Below are 25,035 nucleotides of genomic sequence, written 5' to 3'. Positions count from 1 at the left end.
GAAAAGCTGCGGAGAGTAAGGGATTCGAACCCTTGGTACCGTTTCCAGTACGCATGTTTAGCAAACATGTCCTTTCGGCCTCTCAGGCAACTCTCCTAAACAACTTCAGACCGCTGTGATCTTCCGTTATTGCGAGTGCAAATATAGAATACATTTCTATACTCTGCAAATAAATTGCTGGAAAAAATTGCGTATTTTTGAGCATAAACTATTGAAAAAAACCAGCCTTATGCGTAAAACATTATATATCATCGGCTTAAGTATTTTTGCTTTTTCGTGCTCTACACAGAAAAATGCCAAGAAAAGAACTTACACGCCAAGACCAGTCGGGACTGCAGTTAAAACGCCTGTTAAATCGGCAACATCAGCAAAAGATCACGCACAGATAAAAAAAGATGGCGGCGTGGAATTTTACACCGAAAACATCGCTGACATTACCAAAAATGACAACACGGCAAGTTATGGTTCTATAGTTTCTGCAAAGCCAAAGGGTTATAAAGTAACAAAAACATACTTCCCTTCACTTGGCCAGAATTTCCGGCAGAAATATGTGATTCTGCATTACACGGTGTTACCTGATGATAAATCAATTCAGGTGCTTACTCAGCAAACAGTAAGTGCACACTATCTGGTGAACGATAAAGATGATAACGAAATTTACCAGTTGGTTGACGAAAACAAACGCGCTTATCACGCGGGAATCAGCAGTTGGCGTACCGATAAAAATTTAAATGATACTTCTGTAGGGATCGAAATTGTTAATTTAGGTTACAAAGCAGATTCTTTGGGCAAACGAGTTTTTATGCCGTTCAGTGATGATCAGTTTAAAAAAGTGGCAGTGCTTACCAAAGATATTGTGACGAGATATAATATTCCAGCAACCAATGTTTTGGCGCATTCGGATATTGCTCCGACGAGAAAACAGGATCCGGGACCGCAGTTTCCGTGGAAAAGATTATATGACGAATATCAGATTGGGATGTGGTATGATGAGGCATCAAAGCAAAACCTGATGGTTTCTGCAGAAAGCGATGTAACTGCAAGATATTCTGAGCCGGCATTTATATTTTTGGTGCAGACCTCTTTGCAGAAATTAGGTTATGAAATTGAGCCAAGTGGAAATTGGGATACAGTAACAAAAGCGACTATTGAAGCGCTACAGTATCATTTCAGACCACAAAATTATAATGGAATTTTGGATGCAGAAAGCTGGGCTATTTTACAGGCTTTAAACCAAAAATATCCAACAAAATAATTTCGTAATAAAAATTTAAACTTGACTTTTTTAACATCATAAAAAATGGAAAATTTCAGACAGGAAAGTGATTTGCTAGGTAGACTCAACGTTCCGATCAACGCATATTACGGCGTGCAGACACAGCGTGCGATCGATAATTTTAAAATCTCTGGGCAACTTTTGTCTTCATATCCTGAGTTTATCAAAGGTCTGGCTTTCGTGAAAAAAGCGGCTGCCAAAACCAATCATGAGCTTGGTCTGCTTGAGGAAGATTTATATCAAAAAATCGCTGAAACCTGTGAGGAACTTGTGTCTGGGCAGCTTCATAGGGAGTTTCCGATTGATATGATTCAGGGTGGTGCCGGAACTTCGGTGAATATGAATGCCAACGAAGTGATTGCCAACCGTGTTTTAGAGAAATTAGGAAAAGAAAAAGGCGATTATCAGTTTTGTTCGCCAAACGACCATATTAATCTTTCCCAAAGCACAAATGACGCTTATCCAACAGCGATCAAAATGGCGCTTTTGCAGATGAACGAAACGCTGGTACAAAAGCTCGAAAAAATTGTGGAAGCTTTCCGAGAAAAAGGAAAAGAATTTAATGATGTCATCAAAATGGGTCGTACGCAGCTTCAGGATGCGGTGCCAATGACTTTAGGACAGGAATTTGAGGCTTTTGCCGCAACTTTAGAAGAAGATATTTCAAAATTAAATAACAATGCCAATCTTTTTGTTGAGGTAAACATGGGTGCAACTGCGATAGGTACAGGAATTAATGCGCCAATCGGTTACGCAAAACTTTGTGCTAAAAATCTTGCAGAAATTACCGGTTACGAAATTGTTTCCGCGCCGAATCTTGTTGAAGCTACGCCAGATACAGGTTCGTATGTTATTTATTCTTCCGCAATGAAAAGACTTGCCGTAAAGCTTTCAAAAATCTGCAACGATTTAAGATTACTGTCTTCAGGTCCTCGCGCCGGTCTGTTTGAAATCAATTTACCGCCGATGCAGCCAGGTTCTTCCATTATGCCGGGAAAAGTAAATCCGGTGATTCCGGAAGTCGTGAATCAGGTTTGTTTTAAAGTCATCGGGAACGATCTTACCGTGACGTTTGCTGCCGAAGCAGGACAATTGCAGCTGAATGTGATGGAGCCTGTTTTGTCGCATGCCATCATGGAAAATCTTCATTTTCTCTGCAATGCTTTAGATACACTTCGTGAAAAATGCATCGTAGGAATTACTGCTAATAAAGAAGTTTGTCTTAATATGGTGAAGCACAGCATCGGGATTGTGACGGCTTTAAATCCTTATATAGGATATAAAAATTCGACGGAAATTGCGAAAGAATCTCTGCAAACTGGTAAAAGTGTGTACAATCTCATTCTCGAGAAAGGCGTTTTAAGTCAAGAAAAATTAGACGAAATTCTTGATCCCGCGAATATGCTGAAGCCGCATGATATGTAAATAAATTCCAGATTTTATTTAAACTAAATTTTAAGCTTGAAGTTTTTAATAGTCATTCCGGCACACAACGAAGAAGATAATCTTCAGGGAACTTTATCGGCATTGGTGGCGCAACATCATACCGACTTCGAATTGGTGATTGTAAATGACGGTTCGACAGATAAAACGGCAGAAATTATTTCGGATTTCACTTCTAAAGACAAACGTTTTTCTACAATAAATCTTGAAAAATCTGTTCATCAGCCTGGAAGTAAAGTGGTAAATGCTTTTAATAAAGGATTGAAAACAAAGTCTTTAGATGATTTTAATGTCATCTGTAAATTTGATGCAGATATTATTTTAGAACCAAATTATCTTTCTGAAATAGCGCATTCTTTCAAAGAAAATCCGCTGAACGGTCTCGTGGGCGGATTGCTTTATGTAGAAAAAGATGGTGAATGGATTTACGAAGGGAATTCAAATAAAAATCATGTGCGCGGTCCACTCAAAGCCTACAGGAAAGAATGTTTCCTTGAAATTGGAGGTTTGCGCGAAACTTTAGGTTGGGATAATATCGACTCGATTTTACTGGAAAATTTAGGATGGAAAGAAGTTGTTTTGCCGCAGCTTCACGTTAAACTGGTTAAAGTGAAAGGTGCAGATTATACTGTAAAACCATCAAATTATTACGGCAGATATTTTTATTTTTTGGGTTTAAAAAGGATTCTCGCATACGTTGCTGCTGCAAAAGAAGCCTCAAAAATCAAGTCTCCAAAGTTTTTTTTTCAGATTTTGAAAGCTTATGAAAACGCGCGGGCGCAGAATTTGCCTTTGAAAATCAACAGTGACGAACAGAAAGCCATTAATAAAAAACGTTGGGAAATACTGAAAAAAAAGTGGCTGAAAGTGAAGTCTTGAAAAACACAAAATTTTGAAAAAAATCGCATACATTGAGATCGATACCCACGCCGAAATCGCTCAGGACTTCCTGAATCTTACCAAGAACTCAGACGAGATTTCTGTAGATTTTTATTTCTCAAAAAAGATTAAAAATCAGACTTCTGCGCTCGATAAACACGTTTTTCTTTCCAGCCAAAAAACGATTTTGCAGCAGCTTCAGAAGAAAAAGTACGATCTCGTGATTATAGGAACGGCACACCGCTATTTCTCGACTTTTCTGGAAATTACCCGACGCTACAAAACTGCGGTGATCGTTCACAACCGGGCATTTTCGACGCTTTCTAAAGGTGGTTTGTTTAAAAGTATTTTTAAAAAAGATATTTTTTTCCGTTTAAAACTTTTTCTGCGTGAAGGTTTGATGGACAGTGGAAAGGTTTTTAAAAATGCTAAAAGCCTACTTGTTCTCGATCATCATCTGAGCGATCAAAACCATTTTTTTCTGCCACTATTTTACACGAAAAAATTTCAGAAAGGACAAAATGAAAACGTGACCGTTGTGATTCCCGGCGGAGTTTCGCAGGATCGCAGAGATTATCATACTGTTTTCAATAAAATAAAAAATGCATCTCACGACAGAAATTTTACGTTTGTTTTTTTAGGAAAAGCACAGGGCGAATTGCTCGAAAAATTAAAAGAGCTTCAGAAATCTTTATCAAAAAATATTAAAATCGTTTTCTTTCCGGAGCGTGTTCCGACGCATATTTTTGATGAATGGATGAAAAAATCTGATGTTCTGTGGTGTCCGGTTCAGAGTGAAACCGAGTTTTTCAGCTGTAGAGAAGTGTACGGCAAAACGAAAATGACAGGAAATATAGGCGACGCAATCAAATATGGCAAACCGGCGATTTTCCCAAAATCTTACGCTTCGACGCACGATTTTCTGATCGCTGAGGAAGATGATATTTTTTCGCAGATGATCGTTTTGCAGGAAAAGCGTTTCAGTTTTGAAAATTATTCTAAAGAAAATGTTTTGAAAGCGGTAGAAAAATTGGTTTTAGACCTGATTCTTACTTAAATTTAAAAGCGCTTTTCAGAAAATTCATGTTCAGATATTGCTCTACAGGAAATATTTTGGTAAAATGGTTCCCCAGAAAAATCAAGATCAAAACTACAGAAGGTTTGTAGATCAGATTAATAAACTGATTGCTAAAATCAGGTAAAATAAGCGCAACGGTAATTGCCAAAGTGCATATAATCGACACAAAAATCATTTCTATAGAAAGTGGCGACACTTTAAAAACGAAATAATTAAAGGTAATTTTTATCAGATTAAAAGTGATGAGTGAAATTGCTGTCGACAAAGCAATTCCGATGAGTGACAGGTTTGTGTGATTGATAAAATACCAGTTTAAACCAATTGTAAGTCCGGCAAGCAGAATCATTACGACGATGTTGAATTTGTAATATTTTGAGAGCGAAATGATATTTCCGTTAAAACCAGTTGCGAGATCGACAAGAACTGCAGAACCCCAAATCCAGATCACCGGCTCGTACATTTTGAGCATCACTCCTTTTTCCGGCATGAAATGTATCAGATACGGAAAACCAACCATAATGCAGGCGAACAAAACCGCACCTAAAAAGTAGATGGAAAGCGAAGTTTTTTTGTGAAACCGGTCGAGTTCTTCCATGTCCCCGTCAGCAAGATTTTTTCTGATAATTGGTGCAGAGATATTAAACAAACCCAGTTGGGGAATCGAAATCAGTGAAATTAAGGCCAGTAAAATATTGTAAACACCGTTTTCTTCCAGACCGATAAATTCGCCAATCATATAATTGTTTATCGCAAGGTGATTGCCGAAAGTTCCCAGAAATCCGAAAAAGCTGTACGTAGCAAATTCTCTGTAAAAATTGTTTTGTTTGAAGTAATCTGTTCGCAGATCAAAATTAATTTTTTCAAGCCTATTTGTATAATAAATATAGCCGCTCAAAATCAAAACAAAAATCGCGAAAAAGAAAGTCAGTGCCAGTTTCTGTGAAAGTGCGAAATAGTAAAATAGGCAGAAAGCGCCGAGGTTGGCAAGCTTTGGCAAAAGATTGTCGAAGATGTTTGAAACAACGATTCTTTTGTAATTTGAAGTGTATTTATTGAAAATCGTGCAGAACGACAGAAGTAAAATCAAAGGCAAAATTCCTTCCTTCATTTTCCAGATTTTAAGATTTTTTATTTCCGGGAATAAAAAGGGAACGATGAAAAAGATCAGCAAAAAGATCAGAAAATTAAAACCAACAAGCGCAAGCGAAAGGGAAAGCATATTCTGGTGGCGGTTATCATCTTTTGCTTTTCCAAAAAACTTAACATTAGAGTAAGAAATCCCCAAAACTACGAAAGGTACAAGCATTTCTGCAGTCGTCATGATGTAACGAAGTGTGCCGTAAAACTTGAGATCGTGCATGAAAATGAAGATCGAAAACATGCCGATCAACGTAGAAATATATCCGATGATGGAATACTTAAATCCCTGCCGCGCCACTACACTCATGACGTTTTCGGGCTTTTTGGGAGGAAAATAATATTGTTGATGTACTCGGTTTTGTTTTTTTCGTCACTGATGTTCTGAAGCAGAATTTCTTCGCTCAGTTTTTCGAGAGTAAAAGTTTTCCGGTTGAGAAAATGTGCATCAAAGCCCCAGCTTTCAACTTCAGAAATCTTCTGCCATATGGGTTTTTTATGATGACGCTGTTCCATCTCGACCATTAAAACAGGTAAAAATTTTTGAATTACATGTTTTCCACCTTGTAGAGTTTTCATTTCATTGCCTTCCACATCAATTTTAATAAAATCAATTTTCGAAAGATTTTCCTGAATTGCCCAATCATCCAGTTTCATTACCTGAACTTTTTCCGTGAGACTTTTTTCTTCACCGTTTTCCCGAAATTCAGTGACCAAAGTTCCTCTCGACGCCATTTTTTTTCCGTTAATCACGGGAACTTTAAACTGTGCTTCTGTATTCGCATCAGAAAGCGCGTACGGAAAAATGTTGATTTTTTGAAAAAGTCTTCGAAGTCTTTTATGTAAGATGGAATTGGGCTCGAAAGCATACGTATTTTGAGGTCTCAATTTTCCTTCCAGATGATAAAGAAAAGTGCCGACATTGGCACCGATGTCGAGAAAAACAGAATCTTTCTTTAAAAAATCTTTAATCCAAACAAGCTCAGGCTCTACATTTCGCTGCGAAAAATTGTCTTTGGTAAGCTGATTCAGGCTTTTGAAATACCGCTGCTTGTAAAAACCTGGACTGATGTACTGCAAATTTTCGGCAAGCTGCTGGTATAAAGACATAGAGTAAAGGTTTTGCGATGGGCAAAGGTAATGAATTACTCAGAAAATGCTGATTTCTTTTTACCGAAAAGGTGTATTCAGAAATTCGTTGAGCGGAAGTGCACATTTCATAATACCTGCAATTTTTTTTACCGCATCTTTTTCTAAAACATCTGTATCTGAAAGTCTGTGCAGACCGACAAAACTTTTCAGGCGCAGAAAATCGGCCATCGGATTATCTTTTTCATAACCTTGCGGAATTTTTTTCAGTTCGTGCTCGCGATCCAGCTCTCCAAAATATTTTTTAAAATCTTTATGTGAAATTGCTTTTTTAAATTCTTCAGGAAAAGCGTTGATCTCTTTCCGGATTTCCTTCAGTAAAGAAGCTTCCGGCATGTAAATTCCGCTTGCGACAAATGATTTTCCTGGCTCGATGTGAAGGTAATGTCCTGCGTTTTCGCCTCCTTTTCCCATACCGAGTGAGGCGCCGAGATGAATTTTGTACGGTGTCTTGTCTTTAGAAAAACGGATGTCGCGATAGATTCTCTGAAGCGATTTTTTCGCATCCAGTTTGGCAATATTCTCGTCGGATTTTCCCAGTTCTGAAATCAAATCTTCCATGAAAGCTTGAAACTCCTGCTGATGTTCCAGGTATTCCTCTTTATGCTCATTAAACCAGTCGCGGTTGTTGTTTTTGGCGAGTTTTTTAAGGAAGTCGAAAATGTTTTTAGATAAAACGGCTGACATATTTGTGTTTTTAAAATCATTTTGATACGATTCAATATTTAAACCAATCGGCTGTGAAAGTTGCATGTAGCGAATTAATCTCTTGAAAGATTATTAAAAATTAAATAAAAAATTGTGTCATTTTCTGTGAATTTTAAAAAATCTTTAAAGTTTTGTAAATATAAATTATAGATTCTTTAATAATATACAATTTGTTGTCTGGATTTTTATTGTATCTTTGCAAAAATTTTATATTATTTAATGAATTTATTTACGGAGACCAATTTAAGTCCTGATATCCTTAAGGCCATTGGCGAACTGGGTTACGAAAGCCCGACAGAAATCCAAAAACAGACTATCCCTTTTATTCAATCAGATACACGCGATCTTATCGCACTTGCGCAGACGGGGACAGGCAAAACAGCAGCGTTTTCGCTTCCGATTTTGGATATGATAAACGATACGAGTCGCAAAATCCAGTTTTTGGTGCTTTGCCCGACGCGAGAACTATGTCTTCAGATCTCGAAAGACATACAAAGTTATTCTAAGTACATGAAAGACCTCAAAACTACAGCAGTTTATGGAGGCAGCAGTATTCAGGATCAAATCCGCTCTTTGAAGGACAAGCCACAGATTATTGTGGGAACTCCGGGACGTGTGATCGATTTGATTAACAGAAAAGCACTTGATTTCTCTGAAATCCAATGGTTGGTTTTAGATGAAGCTGATGAGATGCTTTCTATGGGTTTCAAAGACGAACTGGAAACAATTTTGAGCGAAACTCCGGAATCTAAGCAAACTTATCTGTTCTCGGCGACGATGAGCAAAGAAGTGGAGAAGATTTCTAAAAATTACCTTACAACGCCGCACAGAATTTCTGTAGGATCGATCAACGAGGTAAAGAAAAACATCAAACACGAATATTATGTAGTTGGATACCGCAACAAGAAAGAAGCTTTGAAGCGCCTTATTGATGCCAACCCAAATCAGTATTCGATTATTTTCTGCCGTACAAGAATGGAAACTCAGGAAGTTGCCGATTTCCTGATGCAGAATGGTTACGCCGCAGATGCATTGCACGGAGATCTTTCTCAGGCGCAGCGTGATACGGTAATGAAGAAATTCAGACTCAAAAACATCGATATTTTGGTAGCTACTGACGTTGCTGCGAGAGGATTGGATGTAAATTCACTGACACACGTTATCCATTTCTCTTTGCCGGATGATCCTGAAGTTTTTGTACACAGAAGCGGAAGAACAGGTAGAGCAGGAAAAGACGGAATTTCGATGTCATTGATTAAACCTGAAGAAAGCAGAAAGCTGAAGCAGATTAAGTCGACTACAAAAATCGATATTGTTGAGAAAAGTGTTCCCGGAGGTGAAGAAATTATCAAAGCTCAGGTAGCAGGTGTTTTCGAAAGTTTATTCGAAATTCATGCTGATTTCTTTGAGTTTGATGATAAATTAATCCCGGATTTGTCTGCATTTACCAAAGAAGAACTTGCTCATAAACTCTTGCAGTTTCAACTGAAAGATCTTGCACTTTATTACAAAGACAAGCATGATTTATTGGATCAGAAACTAAGCACAAGAGACGATGATTTCTCCAGAAGAGACCGTGGCAGAGACCGCGACTCTAGAGGAAGCAGAGATGGTGGCAGAGACCGTGACTCAAGAGGAAGCCGTGATGGTGGCAGAGACCGCGAGCGTAGTGACCGTGGAGGAAAACCAAGAGGTAAAAACGAAAATATGACGCGTTTTTTCTTTAACCTTGGTAAAAAAGATCAGTTGAAGAAACTGGATGTTCTGGAGATCATCAACAAAGCGACTTCCAGCAAAAGCAACCGACGTGCAGAGATCGGAAACATTGAGATTCTTGATAAGTTCTCGTTCTTTGAGATTGAAAAATCATTTAAAAATGAACTTTTAGACAATCTATCTTCGATGAAATTTAAAGGAAAAGAAATGCGCGCTGAGGAAGCGAACTAAAAATTTTCTGAAAGAATATATATATCTGAAACCGGCTTTTGTGCCGGTTTTTTTATGCCTGAATATTAATCGCAATGTGAACAAAAATTAACGACGTATATTTTTTCGTAAAATGGTTTTTGCGGAAATTTGCACTCGTAAATTATAAATACTATACAATGGGAATTGGAAATATTTTCCACGCTTTTCAGCCAAAAGATAAAATCTTCTTCGTACTGTTCGAAAAGGTGACCGAAAACCTGGTTGCAATGTCTGAAGAATTTAACAACGGAATCAAAGACTTCGATGTGAATGACGATACGATGTTGAAGAAAATGAGCGACTACGAACATGCTAACGACGAACTTACACACGAGATTTTTGTAGAGCTGGGGAAAAATTTCATTACACCATTTGACCGTGAAGATATCCATACTTTGGCAACCGGTCTTGATGATATCGCTGATTATATCTACGCTTCTACCAAATATATTTTCCTGTACAAATCGCCGCTGATGAAGGCTTATGCAGATTTTTCGATGCTGATTCATAAAGCGTGTCTTGAGATACAAACTGCTATGAAAAATCTTAAAGGTTTCAAAAATATGGAACTGGTAAAAGAAGCGTGCATAAAAGTAAACTCGATCGAGAATATCGCTGATGATCTTTTGTCGAATTCTATGGTGGAGCTTTTTGAAACGAATGATGCTATTAATATCATTAAAATCTCATCGGTACTGAACTATCTTGAAGTAGTGACCGACAAAGCGGAAGATGTAGCGAACACCATCGAAAACATCATGATCAAATACGCGTAACGAGAACAGACTACAGATAACTGATGGATTTTCCTATTTTACTCATGGTAATCATCGCTCTGGCGTTGATTTTCGACTATATCAATGGCTTTCACGATGCGGCAAACTCCATCGCGACCATTGTTTCCACTAAAGTTCTGACGCCTTTTCAGGCCGTTCTCTGGGCAGCTTTGTGGAACTTCGCAGCTTTTTTTATCGCAGCTTACATTATCGGTGAATTTAAAATCGGTAACACGATTGCCAAAACCGTAAATGAAAACTTTATCACACTCGAAGTAATATTCTCGGGACTTATCGCAGCAATCGCCTGGAATTTACTTACCTGGTGGTTTGGTATCCCATCTTCATCATCACACACATTGATCGGCGGTTTCCTTGGTGCTGCTTTAATGCACGCCTTCGTCACAGACTATCACGCAGTGGTAGCTGCGCAGCCAAATCTAGGTGTTTTTGATACCGTAAAGGAAGCTCTCATACAGGTTTCCACACAAAGTGTAGTGAAGTTTAAAGTGGTGATTCCAATTTTCCTGTTTATATTTATGGCACCATTTATCGGGATGGTAATTTCGATTATCATAACCCTGATTATTGTACACATTTATAAAAGATCAAATCCGCATAAGGCAGATAAAGCATTTAAAAAACTGCAGCTGGTTTCATCAGCACTTTTCAGTTTGGGACACGGATTGAATGACGCCCAAAAAGTAATGGGAATCATCGGTGCAGCAATTATTTACTATCACGTTAACATGCTGAAAGATCCTGTTTATCTTGATATTGCTTCGGCAGACCGTTTCGGTTACTTTGCCAAACATTATATGTGGGTACCGTTAGTTTCTTTTATTGCCATCGCACTGGGAACAATGAGTGGTGGTTGGAAGATCATTAAAACTATGGGAACCAAGATCACAAAAGTGACGCCTCTTGAAGGTGTAAGTGCAGAGACGGCTGGTGCCATCACCTTGTTTCTTACAGATCACCTCGCGATACCGGTTTCTACCACGCACACGATTACAGGTGCTATTATCGGGGTCGGACTTACCAAGAGAGTTTCTGCAGTGCGCTGGGGTATTACGGTAAGCCTTCTATGGGCGTGGATTCTCACCATTCCAATCTCTGCGATAGTAGCGGCAATTACCTATCTCACGATTTTAGCTTTCTAAACATTATAAAACACAAATCTTTATACAGAAATGGAGCATCTCAAAAGGATGCTCCGTTTTTTTTAGTAATAATTTTAAATTAATTGCAGTTATTTCATAAATCAGGTTATAATATTTATTTTTATTTGTTTTTATTTGTTTATTATTGATACGTACATTTCTAAATCTTTTTTATGAATAAGAAAATCCCAATCATCAGCGGCGTCATCTTTTATCTGATATTTTCAGGAATCTGGTTTCTCACATTTAGAGCACAGAATAAAGCAGAAGGTATTGATGGAATTTCTTCAGGTTTAATTATGAAATCTTTGATCTTTGGAAGTTGCGTCTTGATCTATCCGCTTTTCCGATACATCTGGAAGTCATTTAAAACAAAACAGAACGTTTCAAATCCAATGAAATATAGAAAGCAGTCAGACAATTGAACTGCTTTTTTCATTCATTTAATGAAAATTTTATGTTTAAAAAGCCCCTAAAAAACCGTATTTTTGTCTAAACTTTATAAGATTTTATGGAATTTTTGAACCGTTATCAGGAGATTGTAGACGATGCCGTGAAGAAGTATACCTTCAAAGACAAACCGGAGGAACTCTACGCGCCGATGAACTATATAATCTCGCACGGCGGAAAACGACTGCGTCCAATCATGGTTTTGATGGCCTGCGAACTGTTTAACGGAGATCTGAAAGATGCCATCAAACCTGCGCTTGCGATTGAGTTTTTTCACAATTTTACGCTGATTCATGATGATATTATGGATGAAGCACCTTTAAGAAGAAATAAACCGACCATTCATACGCTTCACGGCATCAATGTCGGCATTCTGTCAGGCGACGGATTGATGTTGAAAGCATATAAGTTTTTTGAAGATCTGGAGCCTGAAATTTTTAAAGCCTGCATCAGAATCTTCACGCATACCGGACTTTTACTTTGTGAAGGTCAGCAGTACGACATCAATTTTGAGACAAAAGAAAATGTTACTTTCGACGATTATATCCGAATGATTACCTATAAAACCGGGGTTTTGAGTGCATGTTCATTTGAGATCGGTGCAATGATCGCAAAGGCTAATTTTAAAGACGCAAAAGCGATTTTCAACTTTGGTAAACACATCGGAATTGCTTTCCAGATTATGGATGATTATCTTGATGTTTTCGGTGATCAGGCACAGTTTGGAAAAAAGCATGCGGGTGATATTTATGAGAATAAGAAAACTGTGCTTTATCTTTTGGCTAAAGAACACGGAACGGAGGAAGAAGTAAAAGAACTTGATTACTGGTATTCTAAAAAGACCGACAACATCGACAAAGTGTACGGTGTAGAAAAGATTTTCAGACGTACAAAGGTGGACGAAAAAGCATTGCGTTTGATCGAAAAACACAACGAAATCGGTCAGAATTACCTCAACGGTATCGATGTTCCTGAAGAAAAGAAAAAACCGTTTTCTGAACTTGCCAATTATCTATTAAGAAGAGAAAGCTAATTTGAAAATTTAATTATTCTTCAATTTGAAAATTGTAAATGTTGCAAAGTGCATTTTTAAATTATCAAATTTTTTCATTTTCAAATTAATCTGATGAAATTCCGCACCGAAGTTAATCTGCCTGATTCTGCAATAAAAATAGGAATTGAAGATAAAATATTTTCGATCGGTTCGTGCTTTGCCACAGAGATTTCAGATTTGCTTGCAAAGGGTCAGCTACAGACTTTAAACAATTCTTTCGGAACGGTTTTCAATCCGTTTTCGATTAATAATGCAGTGAAGCGACTTCATGACAGTGACTTTTACACGGAAGAAGAATTGATCGCTTACGACGAAAAATTTATTTCGCTCGATCATCACACGAGTTTTGATACACGGTTTGTACATCAGACTTTAGCCAAAATAAATAATCAGATAGAAAAAGGAAACCGATTTTTGCAGACTACAAGTTGGGTAATTGTCACGTACGGAACTTCTTTTATCTACGAATTTTTACCAAAGCAGCAGCTTGTCGGAAACTGTCACAAAATTCCCCAGAAATATTTTAAAAAGCGTTTGCTTACGCATCATGAAATTGTAAACTCGATTGAGGAAACAATTTTAAACCTGAAAGATATTTGCAATGAAAATGTACAGATTCTATTTACGGTTTCGCCAGTTCGTCACACAAAAGACGGAATGGTAGAAAATATGCTGAGCAAATCGAAACTTATCTCGGCGCTTCATGAGGTTATAAATTCATTCGAAAACTGCACTTATCTACCTGTTTATGAGATTCTAATGGATGATCTCCGGGATTATCGTTTTTATAAAGATGATCTTATTCATCCCAATTCTCAGGCGGTGCAATATATTTTCGAAAAACTAGCTGAGGCGTATTTTACTGATGACACCAAGAATTTTATTCAGGAAAATTTTAAAATCAGTCAGGCGCTTCTGCACCGAAGCGATAATGAAAAAGATCCGAAGCACTTGGTTTTTATGAAGAAAATTGAAGAAAACATCAAAAACCAGCAAGGGAAAGTGAAGCATAAAATCTTTTCTGATGAACGGTTTTCTTGATTTATCTTATCTGAAAACAGGAAACGCGAGGCAGAAAAAAGCTTTCGTAGTTTTAAAACAGAGCCAGCTTTTTGATCATCTAAAAGAATTCACTCCGGTTTTGGCGGGGACAATTCCCATTGAAGTAGATACTGAAGAAAGTGATCTTGATGTCATTTGTGAAGTGAAAAACTTCGAAAAATTCAGATTACAACTTCTTAAACTTTTCCCTCACAATGAAATCGAAGAAGTTATGGTAAACGGTGAGCGTACAATAATTTTGAATACGGTATTGGCAGATTTTAAAGTTGAAATATTCGGACAGAATATTCCTGTTATTCAGCAGAATGCGTACCGCCACTTGCTCGCCGAAGCCACGGTCTTAAAAGAAAAAGGCGATGATTTCAGAAATAAAGTTATTGAATTAAAGAAACAGGGCATCAAAACCGAAACGGCTTTTGGCATACTTTTAAACCTTAAAAATCCTTATCAGGAGCTTTTAAATTACACAAAAAATGATTGATACACATACGCATTTATACGCCGAGGAATTTGATTATGACCGCACAGAAGTTATTCAAAGAGCTTTTGATAAAGGTATCACAGGATTTTATCTTCCGGCTATTGATTCTGAATTTCACGAAAAAATGCTTGATTTGGAAGCTGCATATCCGGGGAAAATTCATTCGATGATGGGTTTGCATCCTTGCTATGTGAAACCGGAAACGTGGGAAAAAGAACTGCAGACTGTTAAGAATTATCTTGATAAAAAAATGTTTCCGGCTATTGGAGAAATTGGAATTGATCTGTATTGGGACAAAACCACTTTAGATATCCAGATTAAGGCCTTTGAAAAGCAAATTGATTGGGCAATCGAAAAAGATCTGCCGATTGTTATTCATACCCGAGAAAGTTTTGATGAAACGTTTGAAGTTTTAGATCGGAAAAAACACCCCAAATTGCGCGGAATTTTTCACTGTTTTTCTGGAAATCTGGAGCAGGCAAATAGAGCCGTTGAACTCAATTTTCTGTTAGGAATCGGTGGCGTAGTGACCTTTAAAAATGGTAAAATAGATCAGTTTTTAAATGAAATTCCTTTAGAAAAAATTGTTCTGGAAACAGATTCTCCTTATCTCGCACCCGTTCCTTTCAGAGGAAAAAGAAATGAAAGTTCTTATCTTGATTTGGTAGCCGGAAAACTGGTGGATATTTATCGGAAAGATTTTTCTGAGATTGATAAAGTGACTACGGAGAATGCAAAGCGAATTTTTAATCATTCTTAAATTCATAAATCCCGAAAACAAAATCACTTTGGTGGCTTTTTAAATATTCATCTTCCAAGTCAAAAAGATGTTGGAGGACTTTACTTTTTTCGTCGCTTAAATCTATAAAATGATGCGCAATGTCTTTTAACGCGCTCATCAGAAGATTGCCACCGTATGGTTTTTCAATAATGGTTTCAAACCTTTTATGAATTTCGGGTAAAATACTTTCAGAATCTACACACTCAGAAGGATCTGCGATGATCATCCTCAAAACACCAGAACCGTAATATCTGTTCTTAAAAATATTGGTTTTATAGATTTGTCTAAATGATTTGGGGATCTTTTTAATCGCAGTATTAATTGCAGAAATCTGAGAACCGCTGTACTGCAGTCTGCTTTTTCCAACATATTCGTTAATAATTAAATAGCCTTTTTTATTCTTTGTGAAAGCTTTGATAATGATGTTGTCAAAAAAATCAGACATATTTTTGAAGTGATGTAGCGACGCGTGAAAAAATACGATGTCAAATGAATCAACCTCTAAATCCTGCTGATAAATGTCTTCGGCGTGGTAGAAAATATTCTTTAGATTCTTTTTATCCGAGTTATTTTAGCCTGCTGAAGAAGTTTCTCTGAAAAATCAAAACAGTGAACTTCCCAGTGAGACATTAATTCTGCAATTTTTATTTCGTGACCACAAACGCCGGAGCCGATAGAAAGCATTTTCATAGGATGGTGACCAGGAAAGAAATTTCTGCAGAAAAATTCTTCGTATGCTAGGTCTTTATTTCCTGTAATAAGTTTATTCCAGCGTTCCTGTACTTTAGGAATAATCCACCAGTTGGCTGTCTGTAATTCTGCATCATTAAACGAACTTTTTGTGCGGTATGAAGATTTCAGATTGAATTTTGAAGTAAAAAATTTAAATCCGCGCTGCAGAATTTTAATTTGGGCATCTCGAAAATCCTCTGTAGTTATGATTCTCATCAATAGTAGTTTTATGCAAATTACATTTTTTTTCAGATAAATATTCTAATGTGGTTCTTACAAGTAAGAATTGGATTAAAAAAGCCTTCCAAATATTGGAAGGCTTTCTATGTTACTTATTTCGGGAAAAATTACTTTTATTTTTAGGTTTTTTAGTGTGATCCGATTTCTGTTGTTGACCACCTGCTGGTCGGGGTCTTGGAGAGAAAGGTTTGTTATTTGAATCTCTCTTTTCCACTACCAGATTATCAGTATGAAAAGGATGTTCTTTCTCAACCGGAATTTTCATTCCGATCAGTTTCTCGGTGTCTTTCAGATTTAAAAGATCAAGTCCGTCAACGAAAGAAATCGAACTTCCTTCTGCGCCCGCGCGGCCCGTACGGCCAATTCGGTGTACATAGGTCTCGGCAACATCTGAAAGCTCAAAATTGACAACATATTTCAGTTCGTCGATATCAATTCCTCTGGCAGCAATATCAGTCGCAACCAAAATTCTCGTTCTTCCCGATTTAAAATTATTTAAAGCATTCTGTCTCGCGTTCTGAGATTTATTTCCGTGAATGGCTTCTGCCGAAATCTGATTCGACTGCAGTTTTCTGGCGATTTTGTCGGCACCGTGCTTTGTACGTGAAAAAACCAATACAGAATCTGAAAGTTTTTCTTTAAGAATATGAATCAACAAATCCAGTTTATTGTCTTTATCCACAAAATAAACCGACTGATTAATCGTTTCCGCAGTCGAAGAAATCGGTGTAACCGAAACTTTTATCGGGTTGGTAAGAATACTGTCAGCAAGTTTCTGAATTTCTACTGGCATTGTCGCCGAGAAAAAAAGCGTCTGTCTTTTCTGAGGTATAAGTTTAATAATTCTTTTTACATCGTGCACAAATCCCATATCCAGCATCCTGTCGGCTTCGTCGAGAACGAAGATTTCAAGATGTTTTAAACTGATAATTCCCTGTGCGATAAAATCCAGCAGTCTCCCCGGAGTGGCAACCAAAATGTCAACGCCTCTACGAAGGGCATTTTCCTGACTACCTTGTTTTACACCTCCAAAAACTACAAGTTTTCTCAGTGGTAAATTTTTTCCGTAAGCATCAAAACTTTCTTCAATCTGAATCGCCAGTTCACGGGTCGGCGTAAGGATCAAAGCTTTGATATGATTGTTCTTCGGCCCTTTTCTCTCCGTTAAATTCTGAAGAATTGGGATTGCAAAAGCAGCCGTTTTTCCTGTTCCGGTTTGCGCTGTTCCCAGTACGTCGCGGTGTTCTAAAATTGAAGGAATTGACTGTTCCTGAATAGGTGTTGGCTTTTCATAGCCTTCTTTCTGAAGCGCATCAAGGATGGGCTTAATAATGTTTAAGTCGGTGAATAACAAATTCTAAAATGGTATTAAATAATGCGGTCGAAGCAGTATACTTCATCATTTTTAGCGAGATCTGCTAAAAAATTAGCAAAATGGCAAAATTTTTTGCCGCTGCTGGCCTAGAATGCCGCGAAATATGGTGCAAAGATAAACTTTTTATTTTAATCTATTTTATTTTCGTCCACTTCTGGCTCGTTTTCATATCTTCAAACTGTTTGTACACCTGCTTCAGCTTCTCACTGCCTGCTTTTCCATAATCTTCAGTTTGTTTTTTGCTGCCATTGTTCATGGTAATTCTCAGATAGGCAGTAGGTAAATCGGTTATGTTTCTGCTGCCATACTTTGCGTTAAGAGACATTACATTTATATCATCCAAAGCTGCTACAAGTTTGCTGTATGCTTCCGGAGAAATGGTTGTAGTAAATGTTCCTTCTCTTGGTTTGTCAAATTCTGACTTGGTAAATCCTTTGGAGAAATTAAAATGCTCTGCTTCCAAAACAGCTGTGCGGTCAGATTTTATGGTCATTTTATAAATAGGACAAGAGCCGAAACACGGTCCGGCTTCGTATTCAATCTCGCTGTATTTTGATGCTGATTTTTGTGCAGTGCACGATAAAATTATCATAGAAGTGATGATCGCAAATAAATATTTCATTGTTTTTAAATTTTAAGGTTTTGCACAATAAATGTTCCAAAAAACACTTTTAGTCAAGAATAAACTATAAAGAACTAACAATGCGGGAATCTGTATCAATTCTGATGTCTTATCTGAATCGGTAACCAATGCCAGCCTGCACAAATCCTATTTTTAATGATCCCATTTTCGCAACCGAAAAGAAATTAAAACTATATCTCGCATCTACAAAAAACTGTTCGCTCAATTTATATTCTGCTCCCAGAAAAGGAAATAGATTCAAAGTTTTTATTTCATCCAGCTGAATTTCTGGGCCACCGTTTGCCGGTTGGTTGCTTTCAAGTTTTTGAGAGAGATTAAAGGCGAAATTCATTCCGAGAGAGGCAGATAAATCCGGAATGATATAATATTTCGCAGAAACCGGAATCTGAATTTGCGTAAAATTATATTTATATTCTACAGTGATTGGCTGTACATTATTATTCGCAATCTCAAAAGAAGGAGAGATAAACGTGCCGCCCAATCTCGTGTAGTTTGCTTCTGCCTGAATGCTGAATTTTTCTGACAAAGGTTTTTCCGCTGACAATCCTGCATAAAAGTAAGCTTTCGGATCAGATTTGACGAAGGTAGAATTTATGGTTGATGAAATGAAGCCAGCCCTGACGCCAATTTCTATTTTAGATTTTACTGTAGATTCAGTCGTGACCTGTGATTTTATAGCTCCGAAAAAGCCAAAAAGCAATACAACTATTAATTTTTTTTTCATGATTATGTTTTGTTTAAAGATAAAAAAAATTAGTACACTCAAAAGTGTACTATTACTATGTTATTAGAAATTATAAAATCTATCCGTGAAGTTTTTTCCAGATCGCATCTTTCAGCTCAATGAGACCTTCGCCCGTCACACCAGAGAAAAATAGCGGTTTTCTGTTCTCCGGAAACTCTGCTGCGATCTCCGTTTTTAGTTCGTCATCCAAAAGATCGCTTTTTGAAACAGAAATAACAAAGTCTTTATCTAAAAGTTCCGGATTGTACTCTTTAAGCTCATTTTCAAGAATTTTAAACTCCTGAAAATGATGCTCGGAATCGGCAGGAATTAAAAACATCAAAATCGAATTACGCTCGATATGTCTCAAAAACCGGTGGCCAAGACCTTTTCCTTCTGCTGCACCTTCGATAATCCCCGGAATATCGGCCATTACGAAAGACTTGTAATTTCGGTAAGCTACAATCCCAAGATTCGGTGTGAGGGTTGTAAAAGCATAATCAGCAATTTTCGGTTTCGCTGCAGAAACAGCTGCTAAAAGCGTTGATTTTCCGGCATTCGGGAAACCTACAAGACCGACATCTGCAAGAATTTTCAATTCAAAAACTACATACCCTTCCTGTCCGTCGCCTCCCGGCTGTGCAAAACGCGGCGTCTGATTGGTTGAGGATTTGAAAAACTCGTTGCCTTTTCCGCCCTGTCCGCCTTCCATCAGAATAATTTCCTGGCCATCTTCCATGATTTCACCGATCACTTCACCTTCCTCATTTTTGGCAATGGTTCCGATAGGCACATCAATGTAAACATCTGCGCCGTAAGCGCCTGTCAGCTGATTTTTTCCGCCGCCTTCACCACGTTCTGCTTTTACGTGACGTGTATAGCGCAAGGGTAAGAGCGTCCATTCCTGTGCGTTTCCGCGCATAATTACGTGACCGCCACGCCCGCCGTCTCCACCGTCGGGGCCGCCTTTCGGGATGTATTTTTCGCGTCTCAGGTGGGCAGAACCTGCGCCGCCGTGACCGCTTTTACAATGAATTTTTACGTAATCTACAAAATTTGACATGTCTTATAATTATGAGTTATAAATGATGAATGATGAGTTTAAGAATTTATAACTCTAATCGAAATTTATTTTATTTTTTCTATCTCAGCGTACAGTTTGTCTGAGATTTCGCTGATTTCTCCTACGCCGTTGATCTCTACATATTTGCCCTGCTGCTTGTAAAGCTCAGCGACTTCTGCTGTTTTGGCATAATATTCTTTTATGCGGTTCTGAATGATTTCTTCATTGCTGTCGTCGGTTCTTCCGCTGGTTTCACCTCTTTTCAAAAGCCTGTCCACCAGAATTGAATCTTCAACGATTAACGAAAGGCAAACATCGATTTCGTCATTCAAAACTTCTTTTACGATTTTTTCAAGCGCTTCGGTCTGATTTGCAGTTCTCGGGTAACCGTCAAAAATAAATCCTGCTGCATCAGTAGGTTTCTTCAGTTCATCGGTAAGCATATCGGTTGTCACTTGATCTGGCACCAGTTCGCCTTTATCGATATACGATTTGGCAAGTTTGCCGAGTTCGGTTTCATTTTTCATGTTGAATCTGAAAAGATCACCTGTAGAAATCTGCTTCAGATTGAATTTCTCAATCAGATTCTGGGCTTGTGTACCTTTTCCGCTTCCCGGAGGACCAAACAGAACTATGTTTATCATAATGTGGAAATGCTTTTGGCAACACGCGCTGGCTTTGCCTTTGGCTATATTTAATTGTTAAAATGTATTCTAAAATAATTTTCTTAAAGCTAAAAGCAGTCAGCTATTAGCTAAAAGCTTTTAATGGTTGATCTGACCTTCTTCTAACTGATAAAGATTCGGGAGATTTCTTCCCAGTTCATCATAATCAAGTCCATAACCCAGCACAAATTTATTTGGAATCTCTTTTCCGATATAATCGAGTTTAAAATCTTTCTTATATACTTCCGGTTTCAGAAGAAAAGATGCGATTTTTACCGATTTTGGCCGCTGCGTTTCGTTGAAATATTTAAACAGACTTTCCACCGTATTTCCTGTATCGACGATGTCTTCCACCAAAATAATGTGTCGGTCTTTGATGTCTTTGGTAAGCTCCATTTTCTGGTAAACAATTCCCGAAGATTCGGTCCCGGAGTACGAACTCATCTGGATAAATGCAATCTCGCATTCGCCTGGATAATGTTTTAAAAGATCAGAAAAAAACATAATTACACCATTCAAAACACCGATGAAAACAGGAACTTCATCCTTGTAATCTTCGTGAATTTTCAGCGCGGTAGATTTTACGATTTCCTGTATTTCGGAATCTGTGAGATAGGGAACGAAAGTTTTGTCGTGTACCTTGATGCTTTCCATAACAATATTAGTAGGGCGCAAAGTTACGGATTTTAGAATTAAATTTTTGCGGACAATTTTTGTATCAATGAAATCATTCTGAACTACTCATTTTACATTTTCTTAAGTTCTATAATATATATGGTTTTAAATCTGATAGACCAATAAGTAATTATAAGATCATTGAGTTTTGCCAAAAAATAAAAACCACCGCAAATTTGCCCACCTTTTTTTTTAAAAGTAATTTTGTGCGAATCTAAAATCTAGTAAAAATATGTCAACTTACGTAGTTGTAGGTCTTCAGTACGGAGATGAGGGCAAAGGCAAAATCACGGATGTTTTATCGGCAAAATCTGATTATGTAGTGCGCTTTCAGGGCGGCGACAATGCTGGCCACACCGTCTATGTAGGCGAAGAAAAGTTTGTGCTGCATCTTCTGCCTTCCGGCGTTTTGCAGTGCAAAGGGAAATGTATCATCGCCAATGGTGTGGTAGTAAATCCCAAATCGTTTATCAGAGAAGTAGGGCAGATTGAAAGCAAAGGCCTTCGTACAGATCATATTTTTATCAGCAGAAGAGCGCATGTCATCATGCCTTACCACATTCTTTTGGATACATACCGTGAGGAAGAACATGGCGGAACGCAGATTGGAACGACCAAAAAAGGAATCGGGCCATGCTACGAAGACAAAATCGCAAGAGTTGGAATACGTATGGTGGATTTATTAAATCCTGAAATTCTCCGCGAAAAAATCGAGAAAAATCTGAAAGTTAAAAATTCACTTTTTGAAAAATATTTTGACAAACCGACTTTAGATGTTGAAGAGATTTTCAATGAATATGTTGAGATCGGAAAACAGCTTCAGGACAGAATTGTAGATACTGAAGTGGAGCTTAATGAAGCCATTCGCGACGGAAAAAACGTTTTGTTTGAAGGTGCACAGGCTTTAATGCTTGATATCGACTTTGGAACATATCCGTATGTAACTTCTTCGTCACCTTCTACCGGCGGAGTTTGCTCGGGTGCCGGAGTTCCTCCTACAGCTTTGAAAAACCTGATTGGTGTTGCAAAAGCGTACTGTACAAGAGTAGGGAACGGACCTTTCCCGTCTGAACTGGATAATGAATTGGGCGAAAGCATCAGACAGATTGGTGGAGAATTTGGAGCAACCACAGGAAGACCGAGAAGAACCGGTTGGCTCGATTTGGTTTCTCTGAAACACGCGTGTATGATTAACGGAATTAATAATTTAGTGATTACAAAATTAGACGTTCTTACCGGAATTGAAAACCTGAAAATCGTAACCCATTACAAAACCGAAGACGGAAAAATTATCGATTATCTTACCTCTTCAACAGAGAAACTCTACCAGTACGAATCGATTTATCACGATTTACCGGGCTGGTCAGAAGATATTACGAAAGTAAGAAGCTACGACGAATTGCCACACACCGCGCAACAGTACATTGAGTTTATTGAGCAGTATTTGGGTATCAATGTGTACTTGGTTTCGGTTGGCCCGGAAAGAAGTCAGAATATTATCCGAAAAGAATTGTTCTAAAAGCATCATTGAATATATTTAAATCCTGTCATCGGCAGGATTTTTTTTGTTATTTAATACATAGTTTAAATTTGTAATTTGATATCAATTTTTAGTTTAAGGTAAAAATTCCGCATTTTATTGGCAATATTTTTGATTTTATTTCGTTGGTTAATTATCAAAGCATTCAGATAATGAAATTTGATAAATAATAAACAAATAAAATTTCAGAAAATGAAAAATCACATCAATCACGAACAATTGTTCACCGAAGTTATTTTTGAAAACAGGAATAAAAACTATGGCGCCTACGTTCTCCGCAGCGAAGCAGACCGCATTCTTACCAAATCACTATTTATTGGAGTCAGCCTTTTGGCAGCAGTTTCTCTAGCGCCATTGGCGGTAAATATTTTTAAAGCGGATAAGGTTATTGGGCATACTGATGGAGGTCACATATTAATTTCCGTGCCTGATTTGACTGAAGTTGTAAAACCTGTGACGCCTGTAAAGCCAGAAGCAGCTGCACCTCCGGTAAAAACGATTGACCGCACCGTACCAATGCCGACTGCCAATGTGCAAAATGAAGTCAAACCTATAAAAATTGAAGGAGCCATTGCTGGAACGGTAAATAGCAATATCGGAGAAACCGCACCACCAAACACTTATATACCAGTTACGGCTCCAACGGTTCAGACGGGTCCGCCAGCGACTACACAAACGGTAGAAACCGTAAAACCTGTTGACCCAAATGCGATTCCGGTGAAAGTAGATGTGGAAGCTAATTTCCCAGGCGGACTTGATGCATTCAGAAATAAAGTAATCAGTAATTTCGACGGTTCAGGAATTGAAACTGACGATGTGATGAAAACGACAGTCACTTTTATTGTAGAGCGCGACGGTTCGATTTCAAACCTGAAAGCCAACGGGAAACTTCTGGAATTTAATAATGAAGCCATCCGGACTGTAAAATCTATTAAAGGAAAATGGATACCTGCAAAAATAAATAATCAGGCAGTGAGAAGTTATTTTACGTTACCAATTACCATGAAATTTGATAATTAATCCCGTTATATCTCAACAATAGTTATCCACAAAATATATTTTTTGTGGATAATTTTTTTATTGTCTAAAGGACTTGTTAACAACATTTTAACGTACACGCGCCTTCGGCTGCCACTTGTATGAAGAGAAAAAAAGTGTATTTTTGAAGCTTAAAGTTTTACTAATGGCAAAAATTATAGGTATCGCCAATCAGAAAGGTGGCGTAGGGAAAACCACCACGGCGGTAAACCTTGCGGCAGCGCTGGGGATATTGGAGAAAAAAATACTCATCATCGATGCAGATCCGCAGGCCAACGCTACTTCCGGTCTTGGTGTTGATGATGTGCAGTATTCTACATATAATCTTCTGGAACACAGCATTGATACGAAAAGCTGCATTAAGAAAACTTCCACGCCAAATCTTGATATCGTGCCTTCTCACATCGATTTGGTAGCGGCAGAAATCGAATTGGTAGACAAAGAAAACCGCGAATATATGATGAAGGAAGCTCTGAAATCTGTTCGCGATGACTATGATTATATCATCATCGACTGTGCGCCTAGTTTGGGTTTGATTACGATAAATGCGCTTACGGCGGCAGACTCTGTAATTATCCCGATTCAGTGTGAATACTTTGCTTTGGAAGGTTTGGGTAAACTTTTAAATACTGTAAAAAACGTTCAGAAAATACACAACAAAGATCTTGATATTGAAGGATTGCTGCTTACAATGTACGACAGCCGTCTTCGTCTTTCAAACCAAGTTGTGGAAGAAGTTCACGCACATTTCCCGGAGATGGTTTTTGAAACGATTATAAGTAGAAATGTACGTTTGAGCGAGGCACCGAGTTTTGGCGAAAGTATTTTAAACTACGATGCCGAGAGCAAAGGAGCGATTCAGTACTTACAGCTTGCCGAAGAGGTTTTGCTGAAAAATGAAAATTTAGTAAAGAACTAAGACAGCGTACTGCTGC

General features: G+C 37.9%; 26 protein-coding genes and 1 tRNA gene. 15 read left to right on the top strand and 12 right to left on the bottom strand.

Annotated elements, in window-relative coordinates; translation table 11 throughout:
• Positions 1 to 9: 9 nt before the first annotated feature.
• Positions 10 to 96: transfer RNA gene (locus ASG01_RS10360), tRNA-Ser, on the bottom strand.
• Positions 97 to 229: 133 nt separating this feature from the next.
• Here ASG01_RS10360 and ASG01_RS10355 point away from each other — a divergent pair.
• Genes ASG01_RS10355 through ASG01_RS10340 form a run of 4 tightly spaced genes read left to right on the top strand, consistent with a single transcriptional unit; the run spans position 230 to position 4,655 of the window.
• Positions 230 to 1,255, top strand: a complete 1,026-nt coding sequence (locus ASG01_RS10355; RefSeq protein WP_055863394.1) for an N-acetylmuramoyl-L-alanine amidase — start codon at positions 230 to 232, stop codon at positions 1,253 to 1,255.
• Between the two features lie 45 nt (positions 1,256 to 1,300).
• Complete coding sequence (aspA, locus tag ASG01_RS10350) at positions 1,301 to 2,701, top strand: aspartate ammonia-lyase (RefSeq protein ID WP_055863393.1); 1,401 nt, start codon at positions 1,301 to 1,303, stop codon at positions 2,699 to 2,701.
• Positions 2,702 to 2,737: 36 nt separating this feature from the next.
• Entirely contained in the window at positions 2,738 to 3,598 is an 861-nt protein-coding gene (locus ASG01_RS10345; RefSeq protein WP_055863391.1) for a glycosyltransferase family 2 protein, read from the top strand.
• A 13-nt stretch (positions 3,599 to 3,611) separates the two neighbouring features.
• Positions 3,612 to 4,655, top strand: coding sequence for a glycosyltransferase (locus ASG01_RS10340; protein WP_055863389.1), 1,044 nt, complete (start codon positions 3,612 to 3,614; stop codon positions 4,653 to 4,655).
• On the opposite strand, the gene ASG01_RS10335 is transcribed toward ASG01_RS10340, so the two are convergent.
• Genes ASG01_RS10335 through ASG01_RS10325 form a run of 3 tightly spaced genes read right to left on the bottom strand, consistent with a single transcriptional unit; the run spans position 4,648 to position 7,715 of the window.
• Complete coding sequence (locus ASG01_RS10335) at positions 4,648 to 6,123, bottom strand: lipopolysaccharide biosynthesis protein (RefSeq protein ID WP_055863387.1); 1,476 nt, start codon at positions 6,121 to 6,123, stop codon at positions 4,648 to 4,650. The genes ASG01_RS10340 and ASG01_RS10335 overlap by 8 nt on opposite strands.
• Positions 6,120 to 6,923 carry an FkbM family methyltransferase gene (locus tag ASG01_RS10330; protein ID WP_055863385.1) on the bottom strand — a complete coding sequence of 268 codons (804 nt, stop codon included), beginning with the start codon at positions 6,921 to 6,923 and terminating at the stop codon, positions 6,120 to 6,122. Before ASG01_RS10330 ends, ASG01_RS10335 begins: the two co-directional genes overlap by 4 nt.
• 60 nt (positions 6,924 to 6,983) lie before the next feature.
• Complete coding sequence (locus tag ASG01_RS10325) at positions 6,984 to 7,715, bottom strand: DUF2461 domain-containing protein (RefSeq protein ID WP_238584541.1); 732 nt, start codon at positions 7,713 to 7,715, stop codon at positions 6,984 to 6,986.
• A 174-nt stretch (positions 7,716 to 7,889) separates the two neighbouring features.
• Between ASG01_RS10325 and ASG01_RS10320 the strand changes: the two genes are divergently transcribed.
• The 8 genes from ASG01_RS10320 (at position 7,890) to ASG01_RS10285 (ending at position 15,384) form a co-directional block, all read left to right on the top strand.
• Positions 7,890 to 9,617 (top strand): DEAD/DEAH box helicase, encoded by a 1,728-nt coding sequence (locus ASG01_RS10320; protein ID WP_055863384.1) that lies wholly within the window; start codon positions 7,890 to 7,892, stop codon positions 9,615 to 9,617.
• A 158-nt stretch (positions 9,618 to 9,775) separates the two neighbouring features.
• Positions 9,776 to 10,414: a DUF47 domain-containing protein gene (locus ASG01_RS10315; RefSeq protein ID WP_055863383.1), complete on the top strand. Its 639-nt coding sequence runs from the start codon at positions 9,776 to 9,778 to the stop codon at positions 10,412 to 10,414.
• A 23-nt stretch (positions 10,415 to 10,437) separates the two neighbouring features.
• Entirely contained in the window at positions 10,438 to 11,577 is a 1,140-nt protein-coding gene (locus tag ASG01_RS10310) for an inorganic phosphate transporter (protein WP_055863380.1), read from the top strand.
• A 173-nt stretch (positions 11,578 to 11,750) separates the two neighbouring features.
• The gene (locus ASG01_RS10305) at positions 11,751 to 12,002 is read left to right on the top strand and encodes a hypothetical protein (protein ID WP_055863378.1); all 252 of its coding nucleotides are present in this window, start codon (positions 11,751 to 11,753) and stop codon (positions 12,000 to 12,002) included.
• Between the two features lie 86 nt (positions 12,003 to 12,088).
• Entirely contained in the window at positions 12,089 to 13,060 is a 972-nt protein-coding gene (locus tag ASG01_RS10300) for a polyprenyl synthetase family protein (RefSeq protein ID WP_055863376.1), read from the top strand.
• A 93-nt stretch (positions 13,061 to 13,153) separates the two neighbouring features.
• Positions 13,154 to 14,122: a GSCFA domain-containing protein gene (locus tag ASG01_RS10295; RefSeq protein ID WP_055863374.1), complete on the top strand. Its 969-nt coding sequence runs from the start codon at positions 13,154 to 13,156 to the stop codon at positions 14,120 to 14,122.
• Positions 14,106 to 14,624, top strand: coding sequence for a DUF4269 domain-containing protein (locus ASG01_RS10290; RefSeq protein ID WP_055863373.1), 519 nt, complete (start codon positions 14,106 to 14,108; stop codon positions 14,622 to 14,624). Before ASG01_RS10295 ends, ASG01_RS10290 begins: the two co-directional genes overlap by 17 nt.
• Positions 14,617 to 15,384, top strand: coding sequence for a TatD family hydrolase (locus tag ASG01_RS10285; protein ID WP_055863371.1), 768 nt, complete (start codon positions 14,617 to 14,619; stop codon positions 15,382 to 15,384). Before ASG01_RS10290 ends, ASG01_RS10285 begins: the two co-directional genes overlap by 8 nt.
• Here the strand turns inward: ASG01_RS10285 and ASG01_RS10280 are convergent.
• From ASG01_RS10280 to hpt, 8 genes are all read right to left on the bottom strand, one after another.
• Positions 15,371 to 15,850: a hypothetical protein gene (locus ASG01_RS10280; RefSeq protein WP_055863370.1), complete on the bottom strand. Its 480-nt coding sequence runs from the start codon at positions 15,848 to 15,850 to the stop codon at positions 15,371 to 15,373. The two genes, ASG01_RS10285 and ASG01_RS10280, sit on opposite strands and share 14 nt — an antisense overlap.
• 101 nt (positions 15,851 to 15,951) lie before the next feature.
• Entirely contained in the window at positions 15,952 to 16,353 is a 402-nt protein-coding gene (locus ASG01_RS10275; protein WP_055863367.1) for a hypothetical protein, read from the bottom strand.
• Positions 16,354 to 16,465: 112 nt separating this feature from the next.
• The gene (locus ASG01_RS10270; protein ID WP_055863365.1) at positions 16,466 to 17,731 is read right to left on the bottom strand and encodes a DEAD/DEAH box helicase; all 1,266 of its coding nucleotides are present in this window, start codon (positions 17,729 to 17,731) and stop codon (positions 16,466 to 16,468) included.
• A gap of 154 nt (positions 17,732 to 17,885) precedes the next feature.
• Positions 17,886 to 18,374, bottom strand: coding sequence for a DUF6438 domain-containing protein (locus ASG01_RS10265; protein ID WP_055863363.1), 489 nt, complete (start codon positions 18,372 to 18,374; stop codon positions 17,886 to 17,888).
• 109 nt (positions 18,375 to 18,483) lie between these two features.
• Complete coding sequence (locus tag ASG01_RS10260; RefSeq protein WP_055863361.1) at positions 18,484 to 19,119, bottom strand: porin family protein; 636 nt, start codon at positions 19,117 to 19,119, stop codon at positions 18,484 to 18,486.
• Positions 19,120 to 19,198: 79 nt separating this feature from the next.
• The gene (gene obgE, locus ASG01_RS10255; protein ID WP_055863359.1) at positions 19,199 to 20,182 is read right to left on the bottom strand and encodes a GTPase ObgE; all 984 of its coding nucleotides are present in this window, start codon (positions 20,180 to 20,182) and stop codon (positions 19,199 to 19,201) included.
• 65 nt (positions 20,183 to 20,247) lie between these two features.
• Complete coding sequence (locus tag ASG01_RS10250) at positions 20,248 to 20,826, bottom strand: adenylate kinase (RefSeq protein WP_055863356.1); 579 nt, start codon at positions 20,824 to 20,826, stop codon at positions 20,248 to 20,250.
• 120 nt (positions 20,827 to 20,946) lie between these two features.
• Positions 20,947 to 21,501 carry a hypoxanthine phosphoribosyltransferase gene (hpt, locus tag ASG01_RS10245; RefSeq protein WP_055863355.1) on the bottom strand — a complete coding sequence of 185 codons (555 nt, stop codon included), beginning with the start codon at positions 21,499 to 21,501 and terminating at the stop codon, positions 20,947 to 20,949.
• Positions 21,502 to 21,754: 253 nt separating this feature from the next.
• Between hpt and ASG01_RS10240 the strand changes: the two genes are divergently transcribed.
• From ASG01_RS10240 to ASG01_RS10230, 3 genes are all read left to right on the top strand, one after another.
• Positions 21,755 to 23,041, top strand: a complete 1,287-nt coding sequence (locus tag ASG01_RS10240; protein WP_055863353.1) for an adenylosuccinate synthase — start codon at positions 21,755 to 21,757, stop codon at positions 23,039 to 23,041.
• A 213-nt stretch (positions 23,042 to 23,254) separates the two neighbouring features.
• Positions 23,255 to 24,082, top strand: a complete 828-nt coding sequence (locus tag ASG01_RS10235) for an energy transducer TonB (RefSeq protein ID WP_055863351.1) — start codon at positions 23,255 to 23,257, stop codon at positions 24,080 to 24,082.
• 163 nt (positions 24,083 to 24,245) lie between these two features.
• Complete coding sequence (locus tag ASG01_RS10230; protein WP_055863350.1) at positions 24,246 to 25,019, top strand: ParA family protein; 774 nt, start codon at positions 24,246 to 24,248, stop codon at positions 25,017 to 25,019.
• Positions 25,020 to 25,035 lie beyond the last annotated feature (16 nt).

The sequence above is a fragment of the Chryseobacterium sp. Leaf180 genome (genome assembly GCF_001424585.1).
GTDB lineage: Bacteria > Bacteroidota > Bacteroidia > Flavobacteriales > Weeksellaceae > Chryseobacterium.
The sequence above is the reverse complement of the archived record's forward strand: the minus strand, read 5'-3'. Positions and strand labels throughout refer to the sequence as shown.

Bases quoted from the DNA above. Each gene is read 5' to 3' on its own strand.
- ASG01_RS10355 (WP_055863394.1), top strand. From the start codon at position 230: ATGCGTAAAACATTATATATCATCGGCTTAAGTATTTTTGCTTTTTCG.
- aspA (WP_055863393.1), top strand. From the start codon at position 1,301: ATGGAAAATTTCAGACAGGAAAGTGATTTGCTAGGTAGACTCAACGTT.
- ASG01_RS10335 (WP_055863387.1), bottom strand. From the start codon at position 6,123: ATGAGTGTAGTGGCGCGGCAGGGATTTAAGTATTCCATCATCGGATAT.
- ASG01_RS10330 (WP_055863385.1), bottom strand. From the start codon at position 6,923: ATGTCTTTATACCAGCAGCTTGCCGAAAATTTGCAGTACATCAGTCCA.
- ASG01_RS10325 (WP_238584541.1), bottom strand. From the start codon at position 7,715: ATGCAACTTTCACAGCCGATTGGTTTAAATATTGAATCGTATCAAAAT.
- ASG01_RS10320 (WP_055863384.1), top strand. From the start codon at position 7,890: ATGAATTTATTTACGGAGACCAATTTAAGTCCTGATATCCTTAAGGCC.
- ASG01_RS10315 (WP_055863383.1), top strand. From the start codon at position 9,776: ATGGGAATTGGAAATATTTTCCACGCTTTTCAGCCAAAAGATAAAATC.
- ASG01_RS10310 (WP_055863380.1), top strand. From the start codon at position 10,438: ATGGATTTTCCTATTTTACTCATGGTAATCATCGCTCTGGCGTTGATT.
- ASG01_RS10305 (WP_055863378.1), top strand. From the start codon at position 11,751: ATGAATAAGAAAATCCCAATCATCAGCGGCGTCATCTTTTATCTGATA.
- ASG01_RS10300 (WP_055863376.1), top strand. From the start codon at position 12,089: ATGGAATTTTTGAACCGTTATCAGGAGATTGTAGACGATGCCGTGAAG.
- ASG01_RS10295 (WP_055863374.1), top strand. From the start codon at position 13,154: ATGAAATTCCGCACCGAAGTTAATCTGCCTGATTCTGCAATAAAAATA.
- ASG01_RS10290 (WP_055863373.1), top strand. From the start codon at position 14,106: ATGAACGGTTTTCTTGATTTATCTTATCTGAAAACAGGAAACGCGAGG.
- ASG01_RS10285 (WP_055863371.1), top strand. From the start codon at position 14,617: ATGATTGATACACATACGCATTTATACGCCGAGGAATTTGATTATGAC.
- ASG01_RS10280 (WP_055863370.1), bottom strand. From the start codon at position 15,850: ATGTCTGATTTTTTTGACAACATCATTATCAAAGCTTTCACAAAGAAT.
- ASG01_RS10275 (WP_055863367.1), bottom strand. From the start codon at position 16,353: ATGAGAATCATAACTACAGAGGATTTTCGAGATGCCCAAATTAAAATT.
- ASG01_RS10265 (WP_055863363.1), bottom strand. From the start codon at position 18,374: ATGAAATATTTATTTGCGATCATCACTTCTATGATAATTTTATCGTGC.
- ASG01_RS10260 (WP_055863361.1), bottom strand. From the start codon at position 19,119: ATGAAAAAAAAATTAATAGTTGTATTGCTTTTTGGCTTTTTCGGAGCT.
- obgE (WP_055863359.1), bottom strand. From the start codon at position 20,182: ATGTCAAATTTTGTAGATTACGTAAAAATTCATTGTAAAAGCGGTCAC.
- ASG01_RS10250 (WP_055863356.1), bottom strand. From the start codon at position 20,826: ATGATAAACATAGTTCTGTTTGGTCCTCCGGGAAGCGGAAAAGGTACA.
- hpt (WP_055863355.1), bottom strand. From the start codon at position 21,501: ATGGAAAGCATCAAGGTACACGACAAAACTTTCGTTCCCTATCTCACA.
- ASG01_RS10240 (WP_055863353.1), top strand. From the start codon at position 21,755: ATGTCAACTTACGTAGTTGTAGGTCTTCAGTACGGAGATGAGGGCAAA.
- ASG01_RS10235 (WP_055863351.1), top strand. From the start codon at position 23,255: ATGAAAAATCACATCAATCACGAACAATTGTTCACCGAAGTTATTTTT.
- ASG01_RS10230 (WP_055863350.1), top strand. From the start codon at position 24,246: ATGGCAAAAATTATAGGTATCGCCAATCAGAAAGGTGGCGTAGGGAAA.